Below are 21,249 nucleotides of genomic sequence, written 5' to 3'. Positions count from 1 at the left end.
GGCGGCCCAGGGCGCCTGTCTCCGTAGTTTTTTGGTCGTGCGCAAGCTTATATCACGCACTTGCACCCCCCAAGCTTACCAAGAACCGCTCGCACTCTTCCGGCATCGGCGCGCGCAAGGTCATCCGCTCGCCGCTGTCCGGGTGGGTGAACGTAATCTGGTGCGCGTGCAGGAACATGCGCTTGAGCGCCCCGCGTCCCTGACCCGCCTTGTGCAACTGTTTATTGAATGCAAAGTCGCCATACTTCTCGTCACCCAGGATCGGGAAGCCGCTTGATGCCAGGTGGACCCGGATCTGGTGCGTGCGGCCGGTCTTGAGCTCGGCTTCGAGCAAGGCGAAATGCTGCCATTTTTTCAATAAGTTGAAAATGGTGTGCGCCTCCTGGCCACCGGCCTGGACCACGACCCGCTTCTCGCCATCGGCCGTCGTGTATTTATGCAGCGGCAATTTGACGTGCTGGCGCTTGTTCTGCCAGTCGCCCTTCACGGCCGCGAAATAACGCTTGTCGGTCGTGCCGTCGCGCATCTGGTCGTGCAGGTTCGTCAGCGCGCTGCGCTTCTTGCCGATCAGGAGCAGGCCCGAGGTCTCGCGGTCGAGCCGATGCACCAGTTCCAGGAACTTGGCGTCCGGCCGCGCCGCGCGCAATTGCTCGATCACGCCATAGGACACGCCGGAGCCGCCATGCACGGCCACGCCGGCCGGCTTGTTAATGACAAGCAAGTGCGCGTCTTCGAACACGATGGGGAATTCGGTCCCCGGCACGGTGTCGTTATTGGCTTTTTCGGCGATGCGGATCGGCGGGATGCGCACGGTATCGCCCTCGGCCAGCCGGTACAGCTGGTCGATGCGGCCCTTGTTGACACGGACCTCGCCCGAACGGAGGATGCGGTAAATATGACTCTTCGGTACGCCTTTGCAGACACGCAACAGGTAGTTATCGATACGCTGTCCGGCGTCTTCTTCGCCGATTGTCACGAACTGCGCCTGCAGAGCCTGTTGTGATGAAGGGGAAACAACATCGTTTTGGGTCGCCATTCGCTCTGTCTTCCCAGAAATTCTCTGTAAGTCCTTCATTTTGAATATATAATCGACAGGCGGCGGTCAAACCTCTGCTGGTGTAAGAATTAAAACGATATTTTACACAGGGGCGCGCTCCATCGGCCCTGCTCATTGCAAATTCGATGGAAAGAAATGTGTACGCACATCCTCGCGCCGATCAGGGTTGCACCTGCAGTTGTAATCGGGTTGCGCGCAAGGATGCAGGATTGGATTGTCAGGATTCTTAAGGATAAGTACCGGCAAGCAGATCTTGCTTGCCGGGTGATGGTGTCGATAACGCTTGTCGTTTTTCGCCGGGCTCGATGCAGAACCATCCTCATGACTTGAGCAAGGCTGTCTTTTCGCCTCCAGGTCCTGGACGGTTGCTGGCATCGATCCGGCTGGCTGTTAGCACGCCCCCTTCGTTCGCCGCTGTGCCAACCCCAACGTGGTGGCAATCGGCCGGCTGAGGTCGCGGCGTGCGTAGACAATGACGTTCGACCCCACAGCGCCCTGTTGCGGCAGCGGTTTTTCTCGCTGTATCGCACGCTACGGGCATTCCCCCTCCTGAACTCCCATCCCCGCATACATCCCTGTAGCTGCGCCGCCCGCGAGGGCGGCCATCACACGGCCCACGGGTCGCGGAGTTTATAAAAATGAAACGCATGTTGTTTAACGCTACGCAGCAAGAGGAGCTGCGCGTAGCGATTGTCGACGGTCAAAAACTGATCGACATCGATATCGAGACTGCCGGTCGCGAACAGCGCAAGTCCAATATCTACAAGGGTGTCATCACCCGCATCGAACCCTCCCTCGAAGCCTGCTTCGTCTCCTACGGCGAAGACCGCCACGGATTCCTCCCCTTCAAAGAAGTCGCCCGCACGTATTTCCGCGAGGGCGTCGACGTCCGCAACTGCACCATCAAGGAAGCGCTGCGCGAAGGCCAGGAAATCATGGTCCAGGTCGAGAAGGAAGAGCGCGGTAACAAGGGCGCCGCCCTGACCTCGTTCATCTCGCTGGCTGGCCGCTACCTGGTCCTGATGCCGAACAATCCGCGCGGCGGCGGCGTGTCGCGCCGTGTCGAAGGCGAAGAGCGCCAGGAACTGCGCGAAACCATGGACAAGCTCGACCTGCCGCAAGGCATGTCGGTGATCGCCCGCACCGCCGGCATCGGCCGCAACGTCGAAGAGCTGCAGTGGGACTTGAACTACCTGATGCAGCTGTGGCGCGCAATCGAAGGCGCCGGCAAGTCGTCCGCCGGCGCTTTCCTGATCTATCAGGAATCGTCGCTGGTCATCCGCGCCATCCGCGATTACTTCCAGCCCGATATCGGCGAAGTCCTGATCGACACCGACGAGATCTACGAACAGGCCCAGCAGTTCATGAGCCACGTGATGCCCGACATGGCGCACCGCGTGAAGCGTTATAGCGACGACGTGCCGCTGTTCTCGCGTTTCCAGATCGAACACCAGATCGAGACCGCCTACGCGCGCACCGTGCCGCTGCCATCGGGCGGCGCGATCGTGATCGACCACACCGAAGCCCTGGTCTCCATCGACGTCAACTCGGCCCGCGCCACCCGCGGCTCGGACATCGAGACCACTGCCTTCAACACCAACTGCGAAGCGGCCGACGAAGTCGCCCGCCAGCTGCGCCTGCGCGACCTGGGCGGCCTGATCGTGATCGACTTCATCGACATGGAAGTGGCCAAGAACCAGCGCGAAGTCGAGCAGCGCCTCAAGGACGCCCTGCACCACGACCGCGCCCGCGTCCAGATGGGCAAGATTTCGCGGTTTGGCCTGATGGAGCTTTCGCGCCAGCGCCTGCGTCCTTCGCTGTCGGAAGGCTCGCACGTGACCTGCCCGCGCTGCTCGGGCACCGGCCACATCCGTGATACCGAATCGTCGGCCCTGCAAGTCCTGCGTATCATCCAGGAAGAGGCCATGAAAGAGAATTCGGCCGCGATCCACGTTCAGGTGCCGGTCGACGTCGCCGCCTTCCTGCTGAACGAAAAGCGCGGCGAAGTGCTCAAGATCGAGAACCGCCACCGCATCACCGTGATCCTGATCCCGAACAAGCATCTGGACACCCCGCACTACAAGCTCGAGCGCATCAAGCACGACGATCCGCGCCTGGAAGACGCGCACGCCAGCTATGCGATGGCCGAGACCGCCGACACCGACATGGCCTACGCCAAGCGCCAGAAAGAAGAAGCCAAGCCGCGCCAGGAAGCCGTGGTCAAGACCATCACCCCGGCCCAGCCGGCCCCGGTGGTCGACCGCAGCGAAGCGGCCAAGCCGGCGAAAGCCGCCGCCGCTCCGGCCGCCGTTCCCGCTCCTGCGCCAGCCGAGAAAAGCTTCTTCGGCCGCCTGCGCGACTTCTTCTTCGGCAAGCCGGAAGAACCGGCTCCGGCGCCAGTCGTGGCCGAGAAGCCGGCCGCGCCTGCGCCGGCCGAGCGCGGCGACCGCAATAACCGCAACAAGGGTGGCCGCAACGGCGGCCGCAATGGCGAACGCGGCGAACGCGGCGCCAAGCCGGGCCGTGAGCGCGAAGAGCGCGACGCGGTTGCCACCACCGTCGCCAAGGGCGCGCCGGGCGAGGAAGTCGCCAAGGGCGCACCTGGCGCACAGTCCGATGAAACCCGCGAAGGCCGCCAGCCACGCCAGCCACGCGAGCGCAAGCCACGCGAGCCGCGTGAGCCGCGCGAGCTGGTCGAAGGCGCACCGCGTGTCGAAGGCACCGAGCGTCCTGAGCGCAAGGAGCGCCAGCCACGCCAGCCGCGCGAGCGTACCGAGCGTACCGAACGCACCACCCAGGCCATCGAAGCCAAGCTCGATGAAGTGAGCGTGAGCCAGGTCGTCTCCACCGAGGTCGTCTCGGTGAGCACGACCGGTCCCGAAGGCAGCCAGGAAATCGTGCAGCAGGTCGTGAAGTCGGTGACGACGATCGGCCCGGATGGCGAAGAAATCGATGGCGAAGGCGACGGCGACGAGCCACGCCGCCGCCGCCGCCGTGGCGGCCGCAACCGCAATCGCCGCGACCGTGACCAGGTCGAGGGCAGCGAGGCGCTGGAAGGTTCGGACGAAGCGCCGGCATTCACCCCGGTCGCCGATGAAGAAGCGGCCAAGGTTGCCGCTGCCGCCAAGGCCGCGAAGGCCAAGCCGGCGCGCGCCACTGCCCAGGATGCATGGCCGTTCCCGACCTCGGCGTCGGTGGCGGCTGAGAAAGCGCAGGCCGAGAAGGCTGCTGCACCTGCACCTGCGCCAGTTCCAGCACCTGCTGCTCCGGTCGCACCGGCGCCAGTAGCTGCCGAGCAGATCCCGTTCCCGACTGCGGCTTCGGTCGCTGCTCAGCAGAACATGTTCCCGACGGCTGCGTCGGTGGCTGCGGCAAGTGCCGCCGCCGAGCCTGCACCTGCAGCTGCGCCGGCCCCGGCAGTTGCACCTGCCCCGGCTCCGGTCGAGCAGGCGCCAGCACCCGCTCCGGTGGTCGACACCGCGCCGGTGGCTGCACCGGTCGCCGCATCGGCGGTCGAGACGGCTCCTGCAGCCGCACCGGCCATCACCGTCGCGCCGATGCCAGCCGCCGTGCCTGCAGTCAGCGCACCGGCGCCTGGCGCCGCGCTGGCTGCTGCTCCGGCAGCGCCGGCAGCGCCTGTCGAAGCACCGGCCAAGCTGGACGACGTGCTGGCCCAGGCCGGCCTGCAACTGGCAGCGACCGACCCTGAAAAACTGCGCGCCGCCCAGGAAGCCGCAGTGGCAACCCCGGTCCGCCTCGGCCGCGCCCGCAAGGCAGTGGTCGTGCCGGTCGACGAGCCGCTGGTGCAGGTCGATACGACGCGCCAGTAATCCGGTAGTCAGCTACACCCGCCGTCGTTCCCGCGCAGGCGGGAACCCAAGTTTCAAGCACTGTGGTAACGCTTGCAAACTTAGGTTCCCGCCTTCGCGGGAACGACGTTTTTGGGCTAGCGAAAAATTTGTCACTTAGCTAAACGGGATCAAGCCATTGCCCCCATTCCCCTAGCGATACGGGCAGCTTCATCAGCACCGTGCTATCGTACTGAAATGGCTGAAAAAATCATTCTGATCAATGACCTGCGATCATCCGCGCTGCAGGTCCCGGCCGTGCCCGAAGCTCCGACCGGCCTCTTGACCGACGCCCTCGGCCGGCCCCTGCACGACCTGCGCATCTCGGTCACCGACCGCTGCAACTTCCGCTGCGTGTACTGCATGCCGAAGGAAGTGTTCGACAAGGATTACCAGTACCTGCCGCACGGCGACCTGCTGTCGTTCGAGGAAATCACGCGCGTGGCGCGGCTGTTCATCGCGCATGGCGTCGAGAAGCTGCGCCTGACCGGCGGCGAGCCGCTGCTGCGCAAGAACCTCGAGCGCCTGGTTGCGATGCTGCGCGCACTGCCGACGCCGAGCGGCCGTCCGCTCGACCTCACGCTGACCACCAATGGCTCGATCCTGGCGCGCAAGGCCCGGCTTCTTGCGGACGCCGGCCTGGACCGCGTCACGGTCTCGCTCGACGCGATGGACGACACGGTGTTTCGCAGCATGAACGACGTCGATTTCGCCGTCGCCGACGTGCTGAACGGCATCGACGCCGCCCATGCGGCCGGCCTGGGGCCGGTCAAGGTCAATATGGTGGTCAAGGGCGGCACCAACGACGACCAGATCCTGCCCATGGCGCGCCACTTCAAGGGCTCGCCGACCATCCTGCGCTTCATCGAATTCATGGACGTCGGCGCCTCGAACGGCTGGAATATGCGCGACGTCGTGCCGTCGCACGAAGTGGTGCGGCGCATCTCGGCCGAGCTGCCGCTCGAACCGGTCGCGGCCAACTACAGCGGCGAAACCGCGTCGCGCTGGCGCTACGTGGACGGCGGCGGCGAGATCGGCGTCATCTCGAGCGTCACCCAGGCTTTCTGCGGCGACTGTTCGCGCCTGCGCCTGTCAACCGAGGGCAAGCTCTACACCTGCCTGTTCGCCACCCGCGGCCACGACCTGCGCGCGCTGCTGCGCGCCGATCGCAGCGACCTCGAGCTGTCGGGCGCCATCGCCCAGCTGTGGCGCGGACGCGCCGACCGCTATTCCGAGACACGTACGGCCCAGACCGGCATCGGGCAGCGCGACGGGGCGCGCAAGGTTGAAATGTCCTATATAGGCGGATGATGGAACAAGGGATGATCAGCGGACTGGTATTGGCGGGCGGTCGCGGCTCGCGCATGGGCAATGTCGACAAGGGCTTGCAGCCCTTCCGGTCGAGCACCATGGTCGAGCACGTGCTGGCGCGCCTGCGGCCGCAGGTCGGGCCGGTGGCGATCAGCGCCAACCGCAATCTCGACACTTATCGTGCATTCGACGCGATGGTGTTGCCGGATGAGATCGCGGACGGGGTGGAACCTTATGCCGGGCCGTTGGCCGGCCTTGAAACCGGGCTGCGTCACTGCGCCACGCCCTACCTGCTGGCCGTCCCCTGCGATTCGCCCTTCCTCCCGGCCGACCTGGCATCCCGCCTGTTCGCCGCGCTGGAGGAAGCCGATGCCGACGTCGCTTATGCCGCGACCCAGGAAGCCGGCCAGCGCCCGCAGCCGCATCCCGTGTTCTGCCTGGTGCGTGTGGACCGCCTGCCGCAGCTGTCGGCCTATCTTGCCGAGGGCGGTCGCCGCGTCGACGGCTGGCACCGCGACCTGAAGGCGGTCGAAGTGGTCTTCGACGATGCCGACGCCTTCCGCAACATCAATACGCTGGACGAGCTGCGCGGGCTGGACGATTCTTCTCCGCCCTTCCCTGCCAGCCTGGCCCAGGTCGCGAGCTGCATCAACGGCTACGATCCGGACGCCCTGCGCGTGCAGGATGCCCAGCGCATCATCCGCGACTTCGTGCAACCGGTGCGCGCGGTCGAGATGGTCGCGCTGCGCACTGCGCTCGGCCGCGTGCTGGCGCGCGACCTGGTCTCGCCGATCAACGTGCCGGCGCATGACAACTCGGCCATGGACGGCTACGCGCTGCGCGGCGGCGACCTGCCGGCCGACGGCACCGTCACCTTGAAGGTGGTCGGCATCGCCTATGCCGGAAAGCCACTGGACATCACGCCAGGGCCTGGCGAATGCGTGCGCATCATGACCGGCGGCGTGATGCCGGCCGGCTGCGACAGCGTGCTGCCGCAAGAATTCGCCGAGAGCACGACCGACGACACGGTCACCCTGCGCGCCGGCGCCATCCGCGCCGGCGACAATCGCCGCCTGGCCGGCGAAGACCTGAAGGCCGGCAGCGCCGCTTTGAAGTCCGGCCGCGTCATCCGTCCGGCCGACCTGGGCCTGTGCGCCTCGCTCGGCTTCGCCGAGATTCCCGTGCAGCGCCGCCTGCGCGTCGCCTTCTTTTCGACCGGCGACGAGCTGCGCTCGATCGGCGAGAAGCTCGACGAAGGCTGTGTGTATGACAGCAACCGCTACACGATCTACGGCATGCTGGCCCGCCTGGGTTGCGAGATCATCGACATGGGTGTGGTGCGCGACAGTCCCGAGGCGCTGGAAGAAGCGCTGCGCACCGCCTGCGAAAACGCCGACGCGATCATCACCTCGGGCGGCGTCTCGGTGGGCGCGGCCGACTACACGAAGCAGGTAATGGCCGAACTGGGCGACGTGACGTTCTGGAAGATCGGCATGCGTCCGGGCCGGCCGCTGGCCTTCGGGCGGGTATCGTCCAACGGCCGCAGCGCCTTTCTATTCGGCCTGCCGGGCAATCCAGTGGCGGTGATGGTGTCGTTCTACTTCTTCGCACGCGAGGCGCTGCTGCGCATGATGGGCGCCGAGGCGCCGCTGCCGCTGCTGCGTGCGCGATCAAGCGAGGCGATCCGCAAGAAACCGGGGCGTACCGAATACCAGCGCGGCATCGTCGCGCGCGGGGCGGACGGGGAGCCTGAAGTGCGCATCACCGGGTCGCAGGGATCGGGCATCCTGCGCTCGATGTCGGAGGCGAATTGCATGGTGGTGCTGCATGATGGGCAAGGCAGTGTCGCGGCGGGGGAGATGGTGGATATTCTGCCGTTCGAGGGCCTGTTCTAAAACAATAAAAAAATCTTACCGATCGGTATTGCACGGTCGCTTTTTGCTCAAGATCATAGCAATCCTTACCGATCGGTGATTTTCGCCCAATTTTCAGGCATAATTACTTCAAATCTTACCGATCGGGTTGAAAGGAAAAGGTATGGAGATGCCCCGCAATACCGTTGATGAGATCTCCATTACATCGGTAGGTGAACTTGGCAAACTGATCCGGCAAACACGCAAGGCCCAGAAAATGACACAAGAAGATGTGTCGGGTCTGGCGGGACTTGGCAACAGGTTCATCATCGACCTCGAACACGGCAAGGAAACGGTCCAGGCGCAGAAGGTGATCGACGTCCTCAACTTGCTGGGCCTCGATCTCATCATCCGGAAACGCTAATCGTGACCAAGTCCGCATGGCCCCAAACGCTCCCCATATTGATGCCGGGCCACCGTGTAACGGCGCGTCGCGTCACGGGATCGCTCACCAAAAAGCTATGCACCAACATGCTCGGCGCATCTCATTGAGAGCGCCAGACCCACCGAGCGTCAGTCGTCCCGCTCCAGGCCATCCGGCCCCAGCATCAACTGTGCCGCCTCGCTCGGCAGCGCCTCGACCGACTTGAGCTTGCGCGCCATCTGACGGCTGCGCACCTCGGCGTTTTCGATGTTCTTGGCGGCTTTCTCCAGCGTCAGCTTGGTGGTCGCCAGCACGTCGCCGAATTTGGTGAACTCGGTCTTGACCGCCCCCAGCACCTGCCACACCTCGGACGAGCGCTTTTCGAGCGCCAACGTGCGAAAGCCCATCTGCAGGCTGTTCAACAGCGCGGCCAGGGTCGACGGACCCGCGATCGTCACCCGCAAGGTGCGCTGCAGGTCGTCGGCCAGGCCGGGACGGCGCATCACCTCGGCGTACAGGCCCTCGGTGGGCAGGAACAGGATGGCGAAGTCGGTCGTCTGAGGCGGCGACACGTATTTGTCGCAGATGGTGCGCGCTTCGCTCCGCACCGCCCGTTCCAGCTCGGCGCCGGCGCGCGCGACGCCATCGGCATCGGCGACGTCGGCGGCCGCCAGCAGGCGTTCGTACTGCTCCTTGGGGAATTTGGCGTCGATCGGCAGCCAAAGCGGCGCACCGCCGTCGACCACGCCGGGCAGCTTGATCGCGAACTCGACCCGCGCGTTCGAACCGGCCACCGTCTCGACGTTCTTCGCATACTGTTCGACAGTGAGCACCTGCTCCAGCAGCATTTCCAATTGCACCTCGCCCCAGGTGCCGCGGGTCTTGACGTTGGTGAGCACCCGCTTCAGGTCGCCCACGCCGATCGCCAGCTGCTGCATCTCGCCCAGGCCCTGGTGCACTTTCTCCAGCCGCTCCGACACCTGGCGGAACGATTCACTCAAGCGCGTCTCCAGCGTCGCATGCAGTTTTTCGTCGACCGTCTGGCGCATCTCTTCGAGGCGCTTGGCGTTATCGGTTTGCAGGTCGCGGATCTTGGTTTCCAGCGTGGTGCGCACCTCGAGCATGCGCTGGGCGTTCGATTCGGTGAGATTGCCCAGCGTCTGCTGCAAGGTGTCGGCGAAGCGTTTCAGAGCGCGTGCCTGCTCTTCGCGCCCGCTACTGGAATGCAGCTGCATCTGCTGGCGCATGCTGTCCAGTTGCTGGACGGTGGCATTGTGATACTGCGCCAAATGAGAGGACAGTTCCTGGCGCGTAGCCTGGGCGCTCGATTGCAGCTCCTGGCGCAGTTCGCGCTCGAGGCGTTCGACGTGGTTGCCGTCGCCATTGCCGCGCATGCGCACGAGGACAGCGACCAGCAGGCCGGCCACGATGACGAGGCCGACCAGGATGAGGATTTCGGCAACGGTCATGGGTGACAATCAGTCAGGTTTATTGCGCATCCAGTCCGCGGTCTGGAAGAAGGAATTCATCATGCGCACGCGCAGCGTGTCGTCGTAGCCCAGGTCTTCCATGGCCCAGGCCATGCAGCGCAGCCACTGGTCACGCTCCGCGCTGCCGATCGCGAACGGCAGGTGGCGCGCGCGCAGGCGCGGGTGGCCATAGCGTTCGATGTACAGGTCGGGACCGCCCATCCAGCCGGACAGGAACATGAAGGTCTTTTCGCGCGAGCTGTCGTTGGGCACCGGGTGCATGGCGTGGATGCCGGCGAAATCGGGCTCCAGCTGCATCAGGTCATAGAAGCGGTCGACCAGCGCCCGCAAGCGCTCGCCGCCGCCCATCATCTCGTACAGGGTCTGGGGTTCGGCCTGCACGTCGGTCTGTGTTTCGGTGTTGTGTTCGGACATCCCATCATGATAGCGCACGGCCACGGACCTTGTCCGCGGCCGTGCCATCGTCGCTTATGCTTCGCGCAACGTCTGCAGCGGCGGCTGGCGCAATACCCCGCGCAGGCCCAACCAGCCGCCCACGATCGCGCACAGCGCGCCGACGAACAGGCCCGCGATCCATACGCCCGGCTCGAACACCCATGGGAACTTGAACTGGTAGGTGGCCAGAGCCCAGCCCAGCGCCGCCGCGCCGCTCGCCGCCAAGAGGCCCGCCAGGCCGCCCACCAGCACGAACTCGATGCGCTGCGCCTGCGCCAGCTGCTGGCGCGTGGCGCCCAGCGCGCGCAGCAAGCCGGCTTCGCGCGTGCGCTCGGACTGCGATCCCATCAGCGCCGCATACAGCACCAGCACGCCGGAAGCGAGCGTGAACAGGAACAGGAACTCGACCGCCGTCACCACCTGGTCCAGCACGTCCTGCAGCTGGCGGATGATGCCCGAGACGTCGATCACGGTCAGGTTCGGATGATTGCGGGTCAGCGCATTGCCCAGGTTCGCGCCTTCAGGCGGCACGTGGAAAGCCGTCATATAGGTGGTCGGCGCGTCCATCATCGCCGCCGGATTGATGATGACGAAGAAGTTGGCGCGCATCGAGCCCCATTCGAGCTTGCGCACGCTGGTTATCTTCGCCTCGACCAGCAGGCCCGCCATGTCGAAGCGCATGCTGTCGCCCAGCTTCAGGCCCAGGCGCTCCATGATGCTCTGCTCGACCGAGGCCTCGGCCACGCCCGGCGCGTCCTTGAACCACTCGCCCTGCACCACCTCGTTCGCCTGCGGCAGCACATCCGTGGTCGAGAGGTTGAATTCGCGGTTGGCCAGGCGCCGCGCCTCGCCGTCCGCAAAGGTGTCGCGCGTGATTGCGTCGCCGTTGATGGCCGTCAGGCGGCCGCGGATCATCGGATACAGCACCGGTTCCTTGACGCCGGCCGCAATCAGCTGGCCTTCGACGCCCTGCTTTTGCTCGGGCAGGATGTTGATCACGAAGCGGTTCGGCGCATCGGCCGGCGTGGCCAGCTGCCAGGCCGACATCAGGTCGCCGCGCACCACGGTCAGCAACAGCAGCGCCATCAGGCCCAGCGCCAGCGACACCACCTGCACCACGGTGGCGCCGGGCCGGCGCTGCAGCGAGTTGACGGCGAAGCGCCAGGCCTGGTGCTGGAAGGCGCCGCGCATCCGGCGCAGTCCTTGCAGGCCGAGCCAGGCCACCAGGGCGAAGAAGGCGAAGCCGCCCAGGAAGCCGCCGGCGGTGATCAGGGCCAGGGTCGGGTCGCCCGCTTGCCACAGGAGCAGCAGGAAGAACACGCCGATGCCCAGGCCATAGGTCGCCAGCGCGGCCGGCTGCGGCGCGCCCTGCTCGCGCCGGATCACCCGGTTGTGCGGCACGTTGCGCAACTGGAGAATCGGCGGCAGCGCGAAGCCGACCAGCAGCATCAACCCCGTCGCCACGCCCTGCAGCGCGGGCAGCATCGACACCGGCGGCAAATCGGTCTTGATCAGCGAGGCGATCATCTCGAGCAGCACGAAGTGGGCGCCGAAGCCGACCAGCACCCCGAGCGCGCTCCCCAGCAGACCGATGAATCCGAATTCGAGCAGGTACAGCACGGTGACCTGGTTCTGGGTCAGGCCCAGGCAGCGCAGCATGGCGCAGGCGTCCAGGTGGCGGCCCATGAAGCGGCGCGCCGCCATCGCCACCGCGACCGCCGCCAGCATCGCCGACAGCAAGCCCACCAGCGACAGGAACAGGCCGGCGCGATCGAGCGTCGCGCGCATCTCGGGGCGGCCGTTTTCCAGCGTCTCGATGCGCACGCCCTTGATATTCTCGGTGCGGATCTGGGCGCGTATCCACTGTTCGTAGTCGCGCACCGCGGCCATGTCGTTCGCGTCTTTCGATGCGACCATCAGGCGGAAGCTCACACGCGCGAAGTCGTCGACCAGGCCGGTGGCTTGCAGGTCTTCCAGCGCCAGCATCACGCGTGGCGCGAAGTTGGCGAACGAGGCGCCTTTATCGGGTTCGGTGGCGATCAGCTGGGCGATGCGGAACTGGCTGTTGCCCAGCGTGAGCGTGGCGCCGACCTCGGTGCGCAGCTGCGGCAGCAGGCCGGGATCGACCCAGACCGTGCCGCGCGCCGGCACCTCGCGTGTCGGCGTGCCCTGGGCGCCGCCGGCGGCGACGGGATCGGTCGTGATGCTCACCTGGCCGCGCAGTGGATAGCCTTGAGATACCGCCTTGATCGACGACAGCTGGGCCAGCGAGTCGTCGCCCTCGCCGGCTTGCGCCATGCTCGGGAAGGTGACGGTGTCGGCCAGCAGCAGGCCCCGTTTCAGGGCTTCGTCGCGCCACGCCTGGCGCACCGGGTCGTCGGTATTGACCAGCAGGTCGGCGCCGAGCAGCTGGTGGGCGTCGCGGTCCATGCCCGAGCGCATGCGGTCGATGAAGAAGCCGACCGAACTCAAAGCCGCAACCGCGACAATCAGCGCCACCAGCAGGAAGCGCAGCTCACCGGCGCGCCAGTCGCGCGCCGTCATGCGAAGAGCCTGGACGAACATGGATCCGCTCCGTTCTTAAAGGTCAGGCGTTGGCGAAGAAGTCGTCGACTTCGGCGAGGAAGGCGCGCTTGCGCTCCGGGTCGACGAAGGCGGCCTGGAAGCTGTTGCGCGCCAGCTGGCGCGCATGGCTTTCATCCAGCGGCAGCGCGTCGAAGGCAGCGAAGTAGTTCTCGTTGACGTAGCCGCCGAAATAGGCCGGATCGTCCGAGTTGACGGTCACCGCCAGGTTCGCGTCGAGCAGCGTGCGCAGATTGTGCGAACCCATCACGTCGAACACGCGCAGCTTGATGTTCGACAGCGGGCATACGGTGAGCGCCATCTGCTCGCGCGCCAGGCGCTCGACCAGGGCCGGGCTTTCCAGGCTGCGCACGCCGTGGTCGATGCGTTCGACCTTGAGCACGTCGAGCGCGCTTTCGATATAGGCCGGCGGACCCTCCTCGCCCGCATGCGCGACCAGGCGCAGGCCGAGCGCACGGGCGCGCTCGAATACGCGCGCGAATTTCTCGGGCGGGTGGCCGACTTCGGAAGAATCGAGGCCGACGCCGATGAATTTGTCGCGGAACGGCAGCGATTCTTCGAGCGTGGCGAGCGCCTCGTCTTCGGACAGGTGGCGCAGGAAGCACATGATCAGGCTGGCGCTGAGCGGCGCGTCCTGGCAGGCGCGCCAGATGCCGTTGATGGCGGTCTCGAACGGCACGCCGCGCGCGGTATGGGTTTGCGGATCGAAGAAGATCTCGGCGTGGCGGACATTGTCGGCATGGGCGCGCGCCAGATAGGCCGCGGTCATGTCGTAGAAGTCTTGTTCCTTCAGCAGCACGCTGGCGCCGGCATAATAAATGTCGAGGAAAGATTGGAGATCGGTGAAAGCGTAGGCCTCACGCAACGCTTCGACCGAGCTATAGGCGAGGTCGACGCCGTTTCTTTGCGCAAGCTCAAAAATCAGTTCCGGTTCGAGCGAGCCCTCGATGTGGATGTGCAGTTCTGCCTTGGGCATGTTTCGCAGCAGCTTGCGCAGGCGTTCGTCGAGCATGGTTTTCTCCAACAGGTACATCAGTAAATATTCAATTGTGCGGGTCACTCCGACCCGACCGGCAAGTGTAACGCATGCGCGCTTTCCGCCTGCGGCAAGGCGAAAATGGCTGCGTTCGGCTCTATGACATGCACGATTCGCGTGCGCCGCGTGTTGAGCAGTTCGTGCACTATCGGCGCACAACGGAAGAAAATGGAGGTGCCGCCGGCACGCCGTTCTTTCGTTCAAACCGGCCTCGACGCCGTGTTCCGGTCCCACCTTCCTTGGGCCGCCGCGACGCCCGCAAAAACCGACTTTCGATAGTTGAATCAAGCACTTGGTACCGCCTCAACAGCTTGCACGACACTGCTTTGACTTCGGAAACTAATAGGCACATAATAAATTTCATAAACGCAAAAAAAGCGTTCTCCACCACGCGAGGATTTGGCGCACCGCCTTGGCGAACCGCCGAATCGACAAAAGCAATCGCACGTGAATTCCACAAACGGCGCCGGCCATCCCGGCGCGGCACGTGACGACCGAACAGGGAGTACGCGACAAAGTAACCGGGGCCCCGGGCAGCTTCGACAGTAGCTGCTGTGACAGTGATTCGTTGTTGGCACATTAAAGGAACTTCAATGAGCATCTTTGAAAACTACGCGGCCCGCTATGAGCGTACTCGGGAAGAAGAATACTCCCTGACGGAATATCTCCAACTGTGCAAGAAAGACCCGCTGACCTATGCCAGCGCGCCTGAGCGCATGCTGGCCGCCATCGGCGAACCCACCCTGGTCGATACCCGCCTCGATCCGCGTCTGTCGCGCATCTTCGCCAACAAAGTGATCAAGATCTATCCGGCCTTCCGCGAGTTCTACGGCATGGAAGAAGTGATCGAACAGGTGGTGTCTTATTTCCGCCATGCGGCGCAAGGACTCGAAGAGCGCAAGCAGATCCTGTATTTACTCGGTCCGGTCGGCGGCGGCAAATCGTCGATCGCCGAGAAACTCAAAAGCCTGATGGAACTCGTGCCCTTTTATGCGATCAAGGGCTCGCCAGTAAATGAATCGCCGCTGGGCCTGTTCAGCGAAGAAGAAGACGGCACCATCCTCGAAGAAGACTACGGCATTCCGCGCCGCTACCTGCGCGCCATTCCAAGTCCGTGGGCCGTCAAGCGCCTGCACGAATTTGGCGGCGACATCGAAAAATTCCGCGTCGTCCGACGCTATCCATCGATCCTGAAACAGATCGCGATTTCCAAGACCGAACCGGGCGACGAAAACAACCAAGACATCTCTTCGCTGGTCGGCAAGGTCGATATCCGCAAGCTCGAGGATTTCCCGCAGGACGATCCGGACGCCTACAGCTATTCCGGCGGCTTGTGCCTGGCGAATCAGGGCCTGATGGAATTCGTCGAGATGTTCAAGGCGCCGATCAAGGTGCTGCATCCGCTGCTGACGGCCACGCAAGAGAGCAACTACAAGGGCACCGAAGGCTTCGGCGCGATTCCCTTCGACGGCATCGTGCTGGCGCACTCGAACGAATCCGAGTGGAAGACCTTCCGCAACAACCGCAACAACGAGGCTTTCCTCGACCGTATCTATATCGTGAAGGTGCCGTATTGCCTGCGCGTGTCCGATGAAATCCAGATCTACGACAAGCTGCTGCGCAACTCCTCGCTCGACAAGGCGCCGTGCGCGCCCGGCACCCTGCGCATGATGTCGCAGTTCGCCGTGCTGTCGCGCCTGAAGGATCCCGAGAATTCGAGCATCTTCTCCAAGATGCTGGTCTACGATGGCGACAACCTGAAGGACACCGATCCCAAGGCCAAGTCGCTGCACGAATACGTCGACTATGCCGGCGTGGACGAAGGCATGAACGGCCTGTCGACCCGCTTCGCCTTCAAGATCCTGTCCAAGGTCTTCAACTTCGACAATACCGAAGTGGCGGCCAATCCGGTGCACCTGCTGTACGTGCTCGAACAGCAGATCGAGCGCGAACAGTTCCCGCCCGAGACCGAGCAGCGCTACCTCTCCTATATCAAGGAGCACCTGGCGCAGCGCTACGTCGATTTCATCGGCAAGGAGATCCAGACCGCCTACCTGGAAAGCTATTCCGAGTATGGCCAGAACATCTTCGACCGCTACGTGACCTTCGCCGACTTCTGGATCCAGGACCAGGAGTTCCGCGATCCGGATACCGGCGAAAGCTTCGACCGCGAATCGCTCAACGCCGAGCTGGAAAAGATCGAAAAGCCGGCCGGAATCTCGAATCCGAAGGATTTCCGCAACGAGATCGTCAACTTCAGCCTCAGGGCGCGAGCCACCAATGCCGGCAAGAATCCGGCCTGGACCAGCTACGAGAAGTTCCGCAGCGTGATCGAGAAGAAGATGTTCTCGAATACCGAGGAACTTTTGCCGGTAATTTCCTTCAATGCAAAAGCGAGTGCCGAGGATGCGAACAAGCATGCCGACTTCGTCGCCCGCATGGTAGAGAAAGGCTATACACCGAAGCAGGTGCGTCTGTTGTGCGAATGGTATCTGCGCGTGCGGAAATCCTCGTAACGGGGGAGCTAGCGTGTTGCCGGTTCGCCGCAGGCCGCCGCCGGCAACACGCGACGCTGCGCGTGCGTCGCACGCTCGTTCGCGCAGCGTATTAAGATAGGGGTGCCGTCGCATGCGACGGCGCCGAAGCGCCAGCGACAAGCGCTACATGTCGCCAGTTCCGCGCTTATTAAGAGCAGGAGGCCTGTTTTGACTTACCTCATCGACCGTCGCTTGCAGGGCAAGAACAAGTCAGCGGTCAACCGCGAACGTTTCCTGCGCCGCTACAAGGCGCAGATCAAGGATGCTGTCGGCCGCGCCATCAAGGGCCGCTCGATCACCGACATCGAGAACGGTGAAAAAGTCACCATTCCCGTCAAGGACGTGAACGAACCGCATTTCGGCCACGCCCATGGCGGCGTGTATGAAACCGTTAACCCCGGCAATACCGAATATCAAAAAGGCGACCAGCTCAACCGCCCCCGCGGCGGCGGTGGCGGCGCCGGGCGCGGCCGCGCCGGCAATAGCGACCAGACCGTCGAGGACGATTTCATCTTCGAGCTGTCGCGCGAAGAGTTCATGAATTACTTCTTCGAGGATCTCGAGCTGCCGAACATGGTCAAGACGCAACTGTCCCAGACCATCGAATACAAGAACCAGCGCGCCGGCTACAACGTGTCCGGCACGCCCTCGAACATCCACGTGCTGCGCTCGCTGCGCGGCGCCCTGGGCCGCCGCATCGCCGTCGGTGGTCCTGCCCGGCGCCAGCTGGCCGAGGCGGAAGAAGCGCTGCAGGCCTTGCTCGACGAAGGTGCGCCGTCCGACGACGAACAGGTGGTCGCGCTGAAGGACCGCATCCACCACCTGCACATCCGTCTGAATGCCATCCCCTTCATCGATCCGTTCGACCTGCGTTATTCAAACCGGATCAAGGTCCCCAAGCCCAGCACCCAGGCCGTGATGTTCTGCATCATGGACGTATCGGGCTCGATGGACGAGACGCGCAAGGATACGGCCAAGCGTTTCTTCATCCTGCTGTATCTCTTCCTCAAGCGGGTCTACGAAAAGATCGACGTCGTCTTCATCCGCCACCACACGGCGGCGGCCGAGGTCGACGAGAACGAGTTCTTCCATTCGCGCGAGTCGGGCGGCACCGTCGTGTCGTCGGCCCTGCACCTGCTGCAGAAGGTGATCACCGAACGCTATGGCAGCGCCGACTGGAACGCCTATGTAGCGCAAGCCTCGGACGGCGACAACTGGGATAACGACTCGGTGCTGTGCAAGCAGATTCTCACCAGCGCGATCATGCCGCGCGTGCAGTATTACACCTATGTCGAGATCACCGATGGCCCGCCGCAGAATTTGTGGGAACAATACTGCGACGTCGCCGCCCAGCACCGCAACTTCGCGATGCAAAAGATCGTGACCCCGGCCGATATTTACCCGGTCTTCCGGGAACTGTTCAAGAAGCAGGCCAAATAGCCTGCGGAACAGATGCATTCACAGCGAGGCGCCCCATGCCAAGAGATCCAAGCAATCCGCGCGCCCTGCCCGAACAGTCGGAGTGGACCTTCGACCTGATCGAGCAGGCACACGAAGAAATCAAGCGGGTGGCCAAGCGCTACGGCCTGGACACCTATCCGAACCAGCTCGAGATCATTACCGCAGAGCAAATGATGGATGCCTACACCTCGGTAGGCATGCCGGTCTCCTATAACCACTGGTCGTTCGGCAAGCACTTCCTCAGCACCGAGAAGAGCTACCGCCGCGGCCAGATGGGACTGGCCTACGAGATCGTCATCAACTCGAATCCCTGCATCGCCTACCTGATGGAAGAAAACAGCCTGACGATGCAGGCGCTGGTGATCGCCCATGCCGCCTACGGCCACAATTCTTTCTTCAAGGGAAATTACCTGTTCCGCAGCTGGACCGATGCCGACGCCATCGTCGACTATATGGTGTTTGCCAAGAACTATATCGCCGAGTGCGAGCAGCGCTATGGCATCGATGCGGTCGAAGAGCTGCTCGATTCCTGTCACGCGCTGCAGAACTACGGCGTCGACCGCTACAAGCGGCCGGCCAAGCTGTCGGTGGCGCAAGAGGCGGCGCGCACCAAGGAACGCGAGGAATACGCCCAATCCCAGGTCAACTCGATCTGGCGCACCCTGCCCCAGCGCGAAGAACAGGCGGCGGCGGATGCGCCGACCCACCGCTTCCCGCCCGAGCCCGAGGAAAACCTGCTGTATTTCATCGAGAAGTACGCGCCGCTGCTCGAACCCTGGCAGCGTGAACTGGTGCGGATCACGCGCAAGATTTCGCAGTATTTTTATCCGCAGCGCCAGACCCAGGTGATGAACGAGGGCTGGGCCACCTTCTGGCACTACACGATCCTGCAAGACCTGTATAAAGAGGGGATCGTCGGCGACGGCTTCATGCTCGAGTTCCTGCAAAGCCATACCAACGTCGTCTACCAGCCGCCGGCCAACAGCCCGTATTACAGCGGGATCAATCCCTATGCCCTCGGTTTCGCGATGATGACCGACATCCGGCGCATCTGCGAAAACCCGACCGATGAAGACCGAACCTGGTTCCCCGACATCGCCGGCAGCGACTGGCTCAAGACGCTCGACTTCGCGATGCGCAACTTCAAGGACGAGAGCTTCATCGCCCAGTACCTGTCGCCCAAGCTGATTCGCGACTTTCATTTCTTTGCCGTGCTGGATGACGACCGCAGCGACAAGCTGACCATCTCGGCCATCCACGACGAAGCCGGCTACCGCTACGTGCGCCACAAGCTGGCCGAGCAATACAACCTGGGCAGCCGCGAGCCGAACATCCAGGTCTGGCAAGTCAATACACGCGACGACCGCGCCCTCACCCTGCGCCACACGCAATACAACCGCCGCCCGCTCAACGGACAGGCGCAAGAAGTGCTCAAGCACGTGGCCCGGCTATGGGGCTTCGACGTGCGACTGGAGACGGCCGATCCGGCCGGGCACGTGGTCAGCTTCCTCGAGTGCCGGCGCGAGAAGCGCGGGCGCTGAACGACTCCGCGCCTGCCTTGACGCCCCGCGGTTCGCCACCGCGGCCTGTCACTGCGGCGATAACGATTAGCTGCCGCAGTCGTAGGGTGGACGGCTAAGCCGTCCACGCGTTCAACCACAACGTGCCATTCGGTATTGCGGCTTGGGTTGGACGCGTGGACGGCATAGCCGTCCACCCTACTGGGCCTCGACAACTCGCAGCAGCCACGGTCGCCCGCGCCACCATGCCCCCTTCCACTCAGCCTCGCCGCGCCCGATGCGGGGTAGAAGCACCTTGCCTTGCTTATGCATGTTCAATTACGCTCGTCCGCTATCGCCAACATACAGATTTCATGGTATGTTCGCGACATCACATGTTAGCGCTGTCACAACCACGACATGGCAATTTGTCGGTGAAGGGTCTAGCACTAACTGAGTAATATAGTTTGTCTCTCAGGGTGTAGGAGTGCGCAGCTTTCATTCCTGTCAAGCCGAAGTCATCAACTGACGCTCTGTTGAGGCAGCTCAAACGCAATAACGGGTATCGCTTTTATCTATACCGTATGTACACTCGGGACGACTTCCAGGACAATGCAGGAAGCCGGGGACTGATGAGAATAGGCTATTGTTTGCAGAAAGGTCATTGTGGTGTCATATGAAATTCGCCAACTTGCTGATTTAGCGTCAGAAATTTGGTGAATATGGCATCTGCACTGATCTTCCACGCGATGAGGAGAATCGATACATAAAACTACACATTTTCCGGCCTTCCGAACCCCTCAAATCGACCTCGCCAGGCTTGTATAGATGAGCTTGTTTGCCTGCATTTACAGGTAGTTAGCGCACCTTTCGGTGCTGTAAAAATGTATGTGCAAAAAAGAATTCGTAGGTATAATTCTTCGATGTCCCGGATGCGGCTCTAGGCTTTTGTCGTGTTTAGTGGGTTTGGTAGCAACAAAAAAGAGTTGGTATTGGAGAAATATGGCATGAATTTTTCGAATGAGAAGCAACCCGGGAAGAATCTCACAGGATTCATCGTTGTCCTCATCTTCCACATTCTCGTGGGATGGGCACTCGTGGCTGGCCTGGGGACCCGGATTGTCACCACGGTGACCGAAGCTGTGGAAACCAAGCTGATTGAAGAGACCGCGCCGCCACCGCCGCCGGAAACTCCGCCGCCGCCGCCGCCGCCAGAAATGAAAGCGCCGCCGCCGCCGTTCATTCCGCCGGTCGAAGTGCAGGTGCAGCAACCGCCGCCACCGCAAAACACGATCGCTACCGCGACCAACACGCCGCCGCCAACCACCCAGCTGGCTCCGCCGGCACCGCCAGCACCTCCGGCTCCGCCGGCACCGCCGGCACGTGGTCCTAGCCGCACCGAGGCAGTCGCTGACTTTAATACTTGCGCACGTCCGGAATATCCGCGTTCGTCGCAGCGCAATGAAGAAACCGGTACCACGACCCTGCAGTTCCTGATCGGTGTCGATGGTCGGGTGATCGAAGCCAAGCTGGCGAAGTCGAGTGGCTTCCGTGACTTGGACCGGGCCGCGCAATCGGCTCTGAGCAAATGCCGATTCAAGCCCGCCATGATTGATGGCAAGCCGGAACAGGCGTGGACAGCGGTGCAGTACGTCTGGACGCTGGAATAAAACCGAGGCAGAACACCGTCTCAAATTTTGATTGTCGTTGTCATT

At 63.2% G+C, this 21,249-nt stretch carries 13 protein-coding genes; 8 read left to right on the top strand and 5 right to left on the bottom strand.

Annotated elements, in window-relative coordinates; all coding sequences use genetic code 11:
• Window positions 1-52: 52 nt before the first annotated feature.
• The gene (locus tag SOM28_RS10040) at window positions 53-1,036 is read right to left on the bottom strand and encodes an RluA family pseudouridine synthase (protein ID WP_183407470.1); all 984 of its coding nucleotides are present in this window, start codon (window positions 1,034-1,036) and stop codon (window positions 53-55) included.
• Window positions 1,037-1,695: 659 nt separating this feature from the next.
• Here SOM28_RS10040 and SOM28_RS10035 point away from each other — a divergent pair.
• The 4 genes from SOM28_RS10035 (at window position 1,696) to SOM28_RS10020 (ending at window position 8,493) form a co-directional block, all read left to right on the top strand.
• Window positions 1,696-4,887: an Rne/Rng family ribonuclease gene (locus tag SOM28_RS10035; protein WP_320468010.1), complete on the top strand. Its 3,192-nt coding sequence runs from the start codon at window positions 1,696-1,698 to the stop codon at window positions 4,885-4,887.
• Between the two features lie 216 nt (window positions 4,888-5,103).
• Window positions 5,104-6,216, top strand: coding sequence for a GTP 3',8-cyclase MoaA (moaA, locus tag SOM28_RS10030; protein WP_320468009.1), 1,113 nt, complete (start codon window positions 5,104-5,106; stop codon window positions 6,214-6,216).
• Between the two features lie 11 nt (window positions 6,217-6,227).
• Complete coding sequence (gene moeA / locus SOM28_RS10025) at window positions 6,228-8,111, top strand: molybdopterin molybdotransferase MoeA (protein WP_320468008.1); 1,884 nt, start codon at window positions 6,228-6,230, stop codon at window positions 8,109-8,111.
• 142 nt (window positions 8,112-8,253) lie between these two features.
• Window positions 8,254-8,493 carry a helix-turn-helix domain-containing protein gene (locus tag SOM28_RS10020; RefSeq protein ID WP_320468007.1) on the top strand — a complete coding sequence of 80 codons (240 nt, stop codon included), beginning with the start codon at window positions 8,254-8,256 and terminating at the stop codon, window positions 8,491-8,493.
• 149 nt (window positions 8,494-8,642) lie between these two features.
• Here SOM28_RS10020 and SOM28_RS10015 read toward each other — a convergent pair whose 3' ends face one another.
• The 4 genes from SOM28_RS10015 to SOM28_RS10000 are packed head-to-tail and all read right to left on the bottom strand — an operon-like array spanning window position 8,643 to window position 14,013.
• The gene (locus SOM28_RS10015; protein ID WP_320468006.1) at window positions 8,643-9,962 is read right to left on the bottom strand and encodes a DNA recombination protein RmuC; all 1,320 of its coding nucleotides are present in this window, start codon (window positions 9,960-9,962) and stop codon (window positions 8,643-8,645) included.
• A gap of 9 nt (window positions 9,963-9,971) precedes the next feature.
• On the bottom strand, window positions 9,972-10,397 hold the full coding sequence (locus tag SOM28_RS10010; RefSeq protein WP_123068871.1) for a group II truncated hemoglobin: 426 nt from the start codon (window positions 10,395-10,397) through the stop codon (window positions 9,972-9,974).
• A gap of 54 nt (window positions 10,398-10,451) precedes the next feature.
• Entirely contained in the window at window positions 10,452-12,983 is a 2,532-nt protein-coding gene (locus tag SOM28_RS10005; protein ID WP_123068872.1) for an ABC transporter permease, read from the bottom strand.
• A 22-nt stretch (window positions 12,984-13,005) separates the two neighbouring features.
• A complete protein-coding gene (locus tag SOM28_RS10000) occupies window positions 13,006-14,013 on the bottom strand; it encodes an adenosine deaminase (RefSeq protein WP_123068890.1) in 1,008 nt (335 codons plus the stop codon).
• 617 nt (window positions 14,014-14,630) lie between these two features.
• On the opposite strand from SOM28_RS10000, the gene SOM28_RS09995 reads away from it, so the two are divergent.
• From SOM28_RS09995 to SOM28_RS09980, 4 genes are all read left to right on the top strand, one after another.
• On the top strand, window positions 14,631-16,553 hold the full coding sequence (locus SOM28_RS09995) for a PrkA family serine protein kinase (protein WP_123068873.1): 1,923 nt from the start codon (window positions 14,631-14,633) through the stop codon (window positions 16,551-16,553).
• A 189-nt stretch (window positions 16,554-16,742) separates the two neighbouring features.
• Entirely contained in the window at window positions 16,743-18,014 is a 1,272-nt protein-coding gene (locus tag SOM28_RS09990; RefSeq protein ID WP_320468005.1) for a YeaH/YhbH family protein, read from the top strand.
• Window positions 18,015-18,049: 35 nt separating this feature from the next.
• Window positions 18,050-19,576, top strand: a complete 1,527-nt coding sequence (locus tag SOM28_RS09985; protein ID WP_123068875.1) for a SpoVR family protein — start codon at window positions 18,050-18,052, stop codon at window positions 19,574-19,576.
• A 965-nt stretch (window positions 19,577-20,541) separates the two neighbouring features.
• The gene (locus SOM28_RS09980; RefSeq protein WP_123068891.1) at window positions 20,542-21,204 is read left to right on the top strand and encodes an energy transducer TonB; all 663 of its coding nucleotides are present in this window, start codon (window positions 20,542-20,544) and stop codon (window positions 21,202-21,204) included.
• Window positions 21,205-21,249: the final 45 nt, after the last annotated feature.

It is taken from the genome of Massilia sp. CFBP9026 (genome assembly GCF_034045165.1).
In the GTDB taxonomy this organism is placed as follows: Bacteria; Pseudomonadota; Gammaproteobacteria; order Burkholderiales; family Burkholderiaceae_D; genus Telluria; species Telluria arenae.
Note: the sequence above shows the minus strand (reverse complement) of the source record. Positions and strands in the feature narration are given on the sequence as shown.

What these genes read in the sequence shown, in the direction of transcription:
- SOM28_RS09995 (WP_123068873.1), top strand. Translation starts at nt 14,631, where the DNA reads ATGAGCATCTTTGAAAACTACGCGGCCCGCTATGAGCGTACTCGGGAA.
- moaA (WP_320468009.1), top strand. Translation starts at nt 5,104, where the DNA reads ATGGCTGAAAAAATCATTCTGATCAATGACCTGCGATCATCCGCGCTG.
- SOM28_RS09980 (WP_123068891.1), top strand. Translation starts at nt 20,542, where the DNA reads ATGAATTTTTCGAATGAGAAGCAACCCGGGAAGAATCTCACAGGATTC.
- SOM28_RS10040 (WP_183407470.1), bottom strand. Translation starts at nt 1,036, where the DNA reads ATGGCGACCCAAAACGATGTTGTTTCCCCTTCATCACAACAGGCTCTG.
- moeA (WP_320468008.1), top strand. Translation starts at nt 6,228, where the DNA reads ATGATCAGCGGACTGGTATTGGCGGGCGGTCGCGGCTCGCGCATGGGC.
- SOM28_RS09985 (WP_123068875.1), top strand. Translation starts at nt 18,050, where the DNA reads ATGCCAAGAGATCCAAGCAATCCGCGCGCCCTGCCCGAACAGTCGGAG.
- SOM28_RS10010 (WP_123068871.1), bottom strand. Translation starts at nt 10,397, where the DNA reads ATGTCCGAACACAACACCGAAACACAGACCGACGTGCAGGCCGAACCC.
- SOM28_RS10035 (WP_320468010.1), top strand. Translation starts at nt 1,696, where the DNA reads ATGAAACGCATGTTGTTTAACGCTACGCAGCAAGAGGAGCTGCGCGTA.
- SOM28_RS10000 (WP_123068890.1), bottom strand. Translation starts at nt 14,013, where the DNA reads ATGCTCGACGAACGCCTGCGCAAGCTGCTGCGAAACATGCCCAAGGCA.
- SOM28_RS10005 (WP_123068872.1), bottom strand. Translation starts at nt 12,983, where the DNA reads ATGTTCGTCCAGGCTCTTCGCATGACGGCGCGCGACTGGCGCGCCGGT.
- SOM28_RS10020 (WP_320468007.1), top strand. Translation starts at nt 8,254, where the DNA reads ATGGAGATGCCCCGCAATACCGTTGATGAGATCTCCATTACATCGGTA.
- SOM28_RS10015 (WP_320468006.1), bottom strand. Translation starts at nt 9,962, where the DNA reads ATGACCGTTGCCGAAATCCTCATCCTGGTCGGCCTCGTCATCGTGGCC.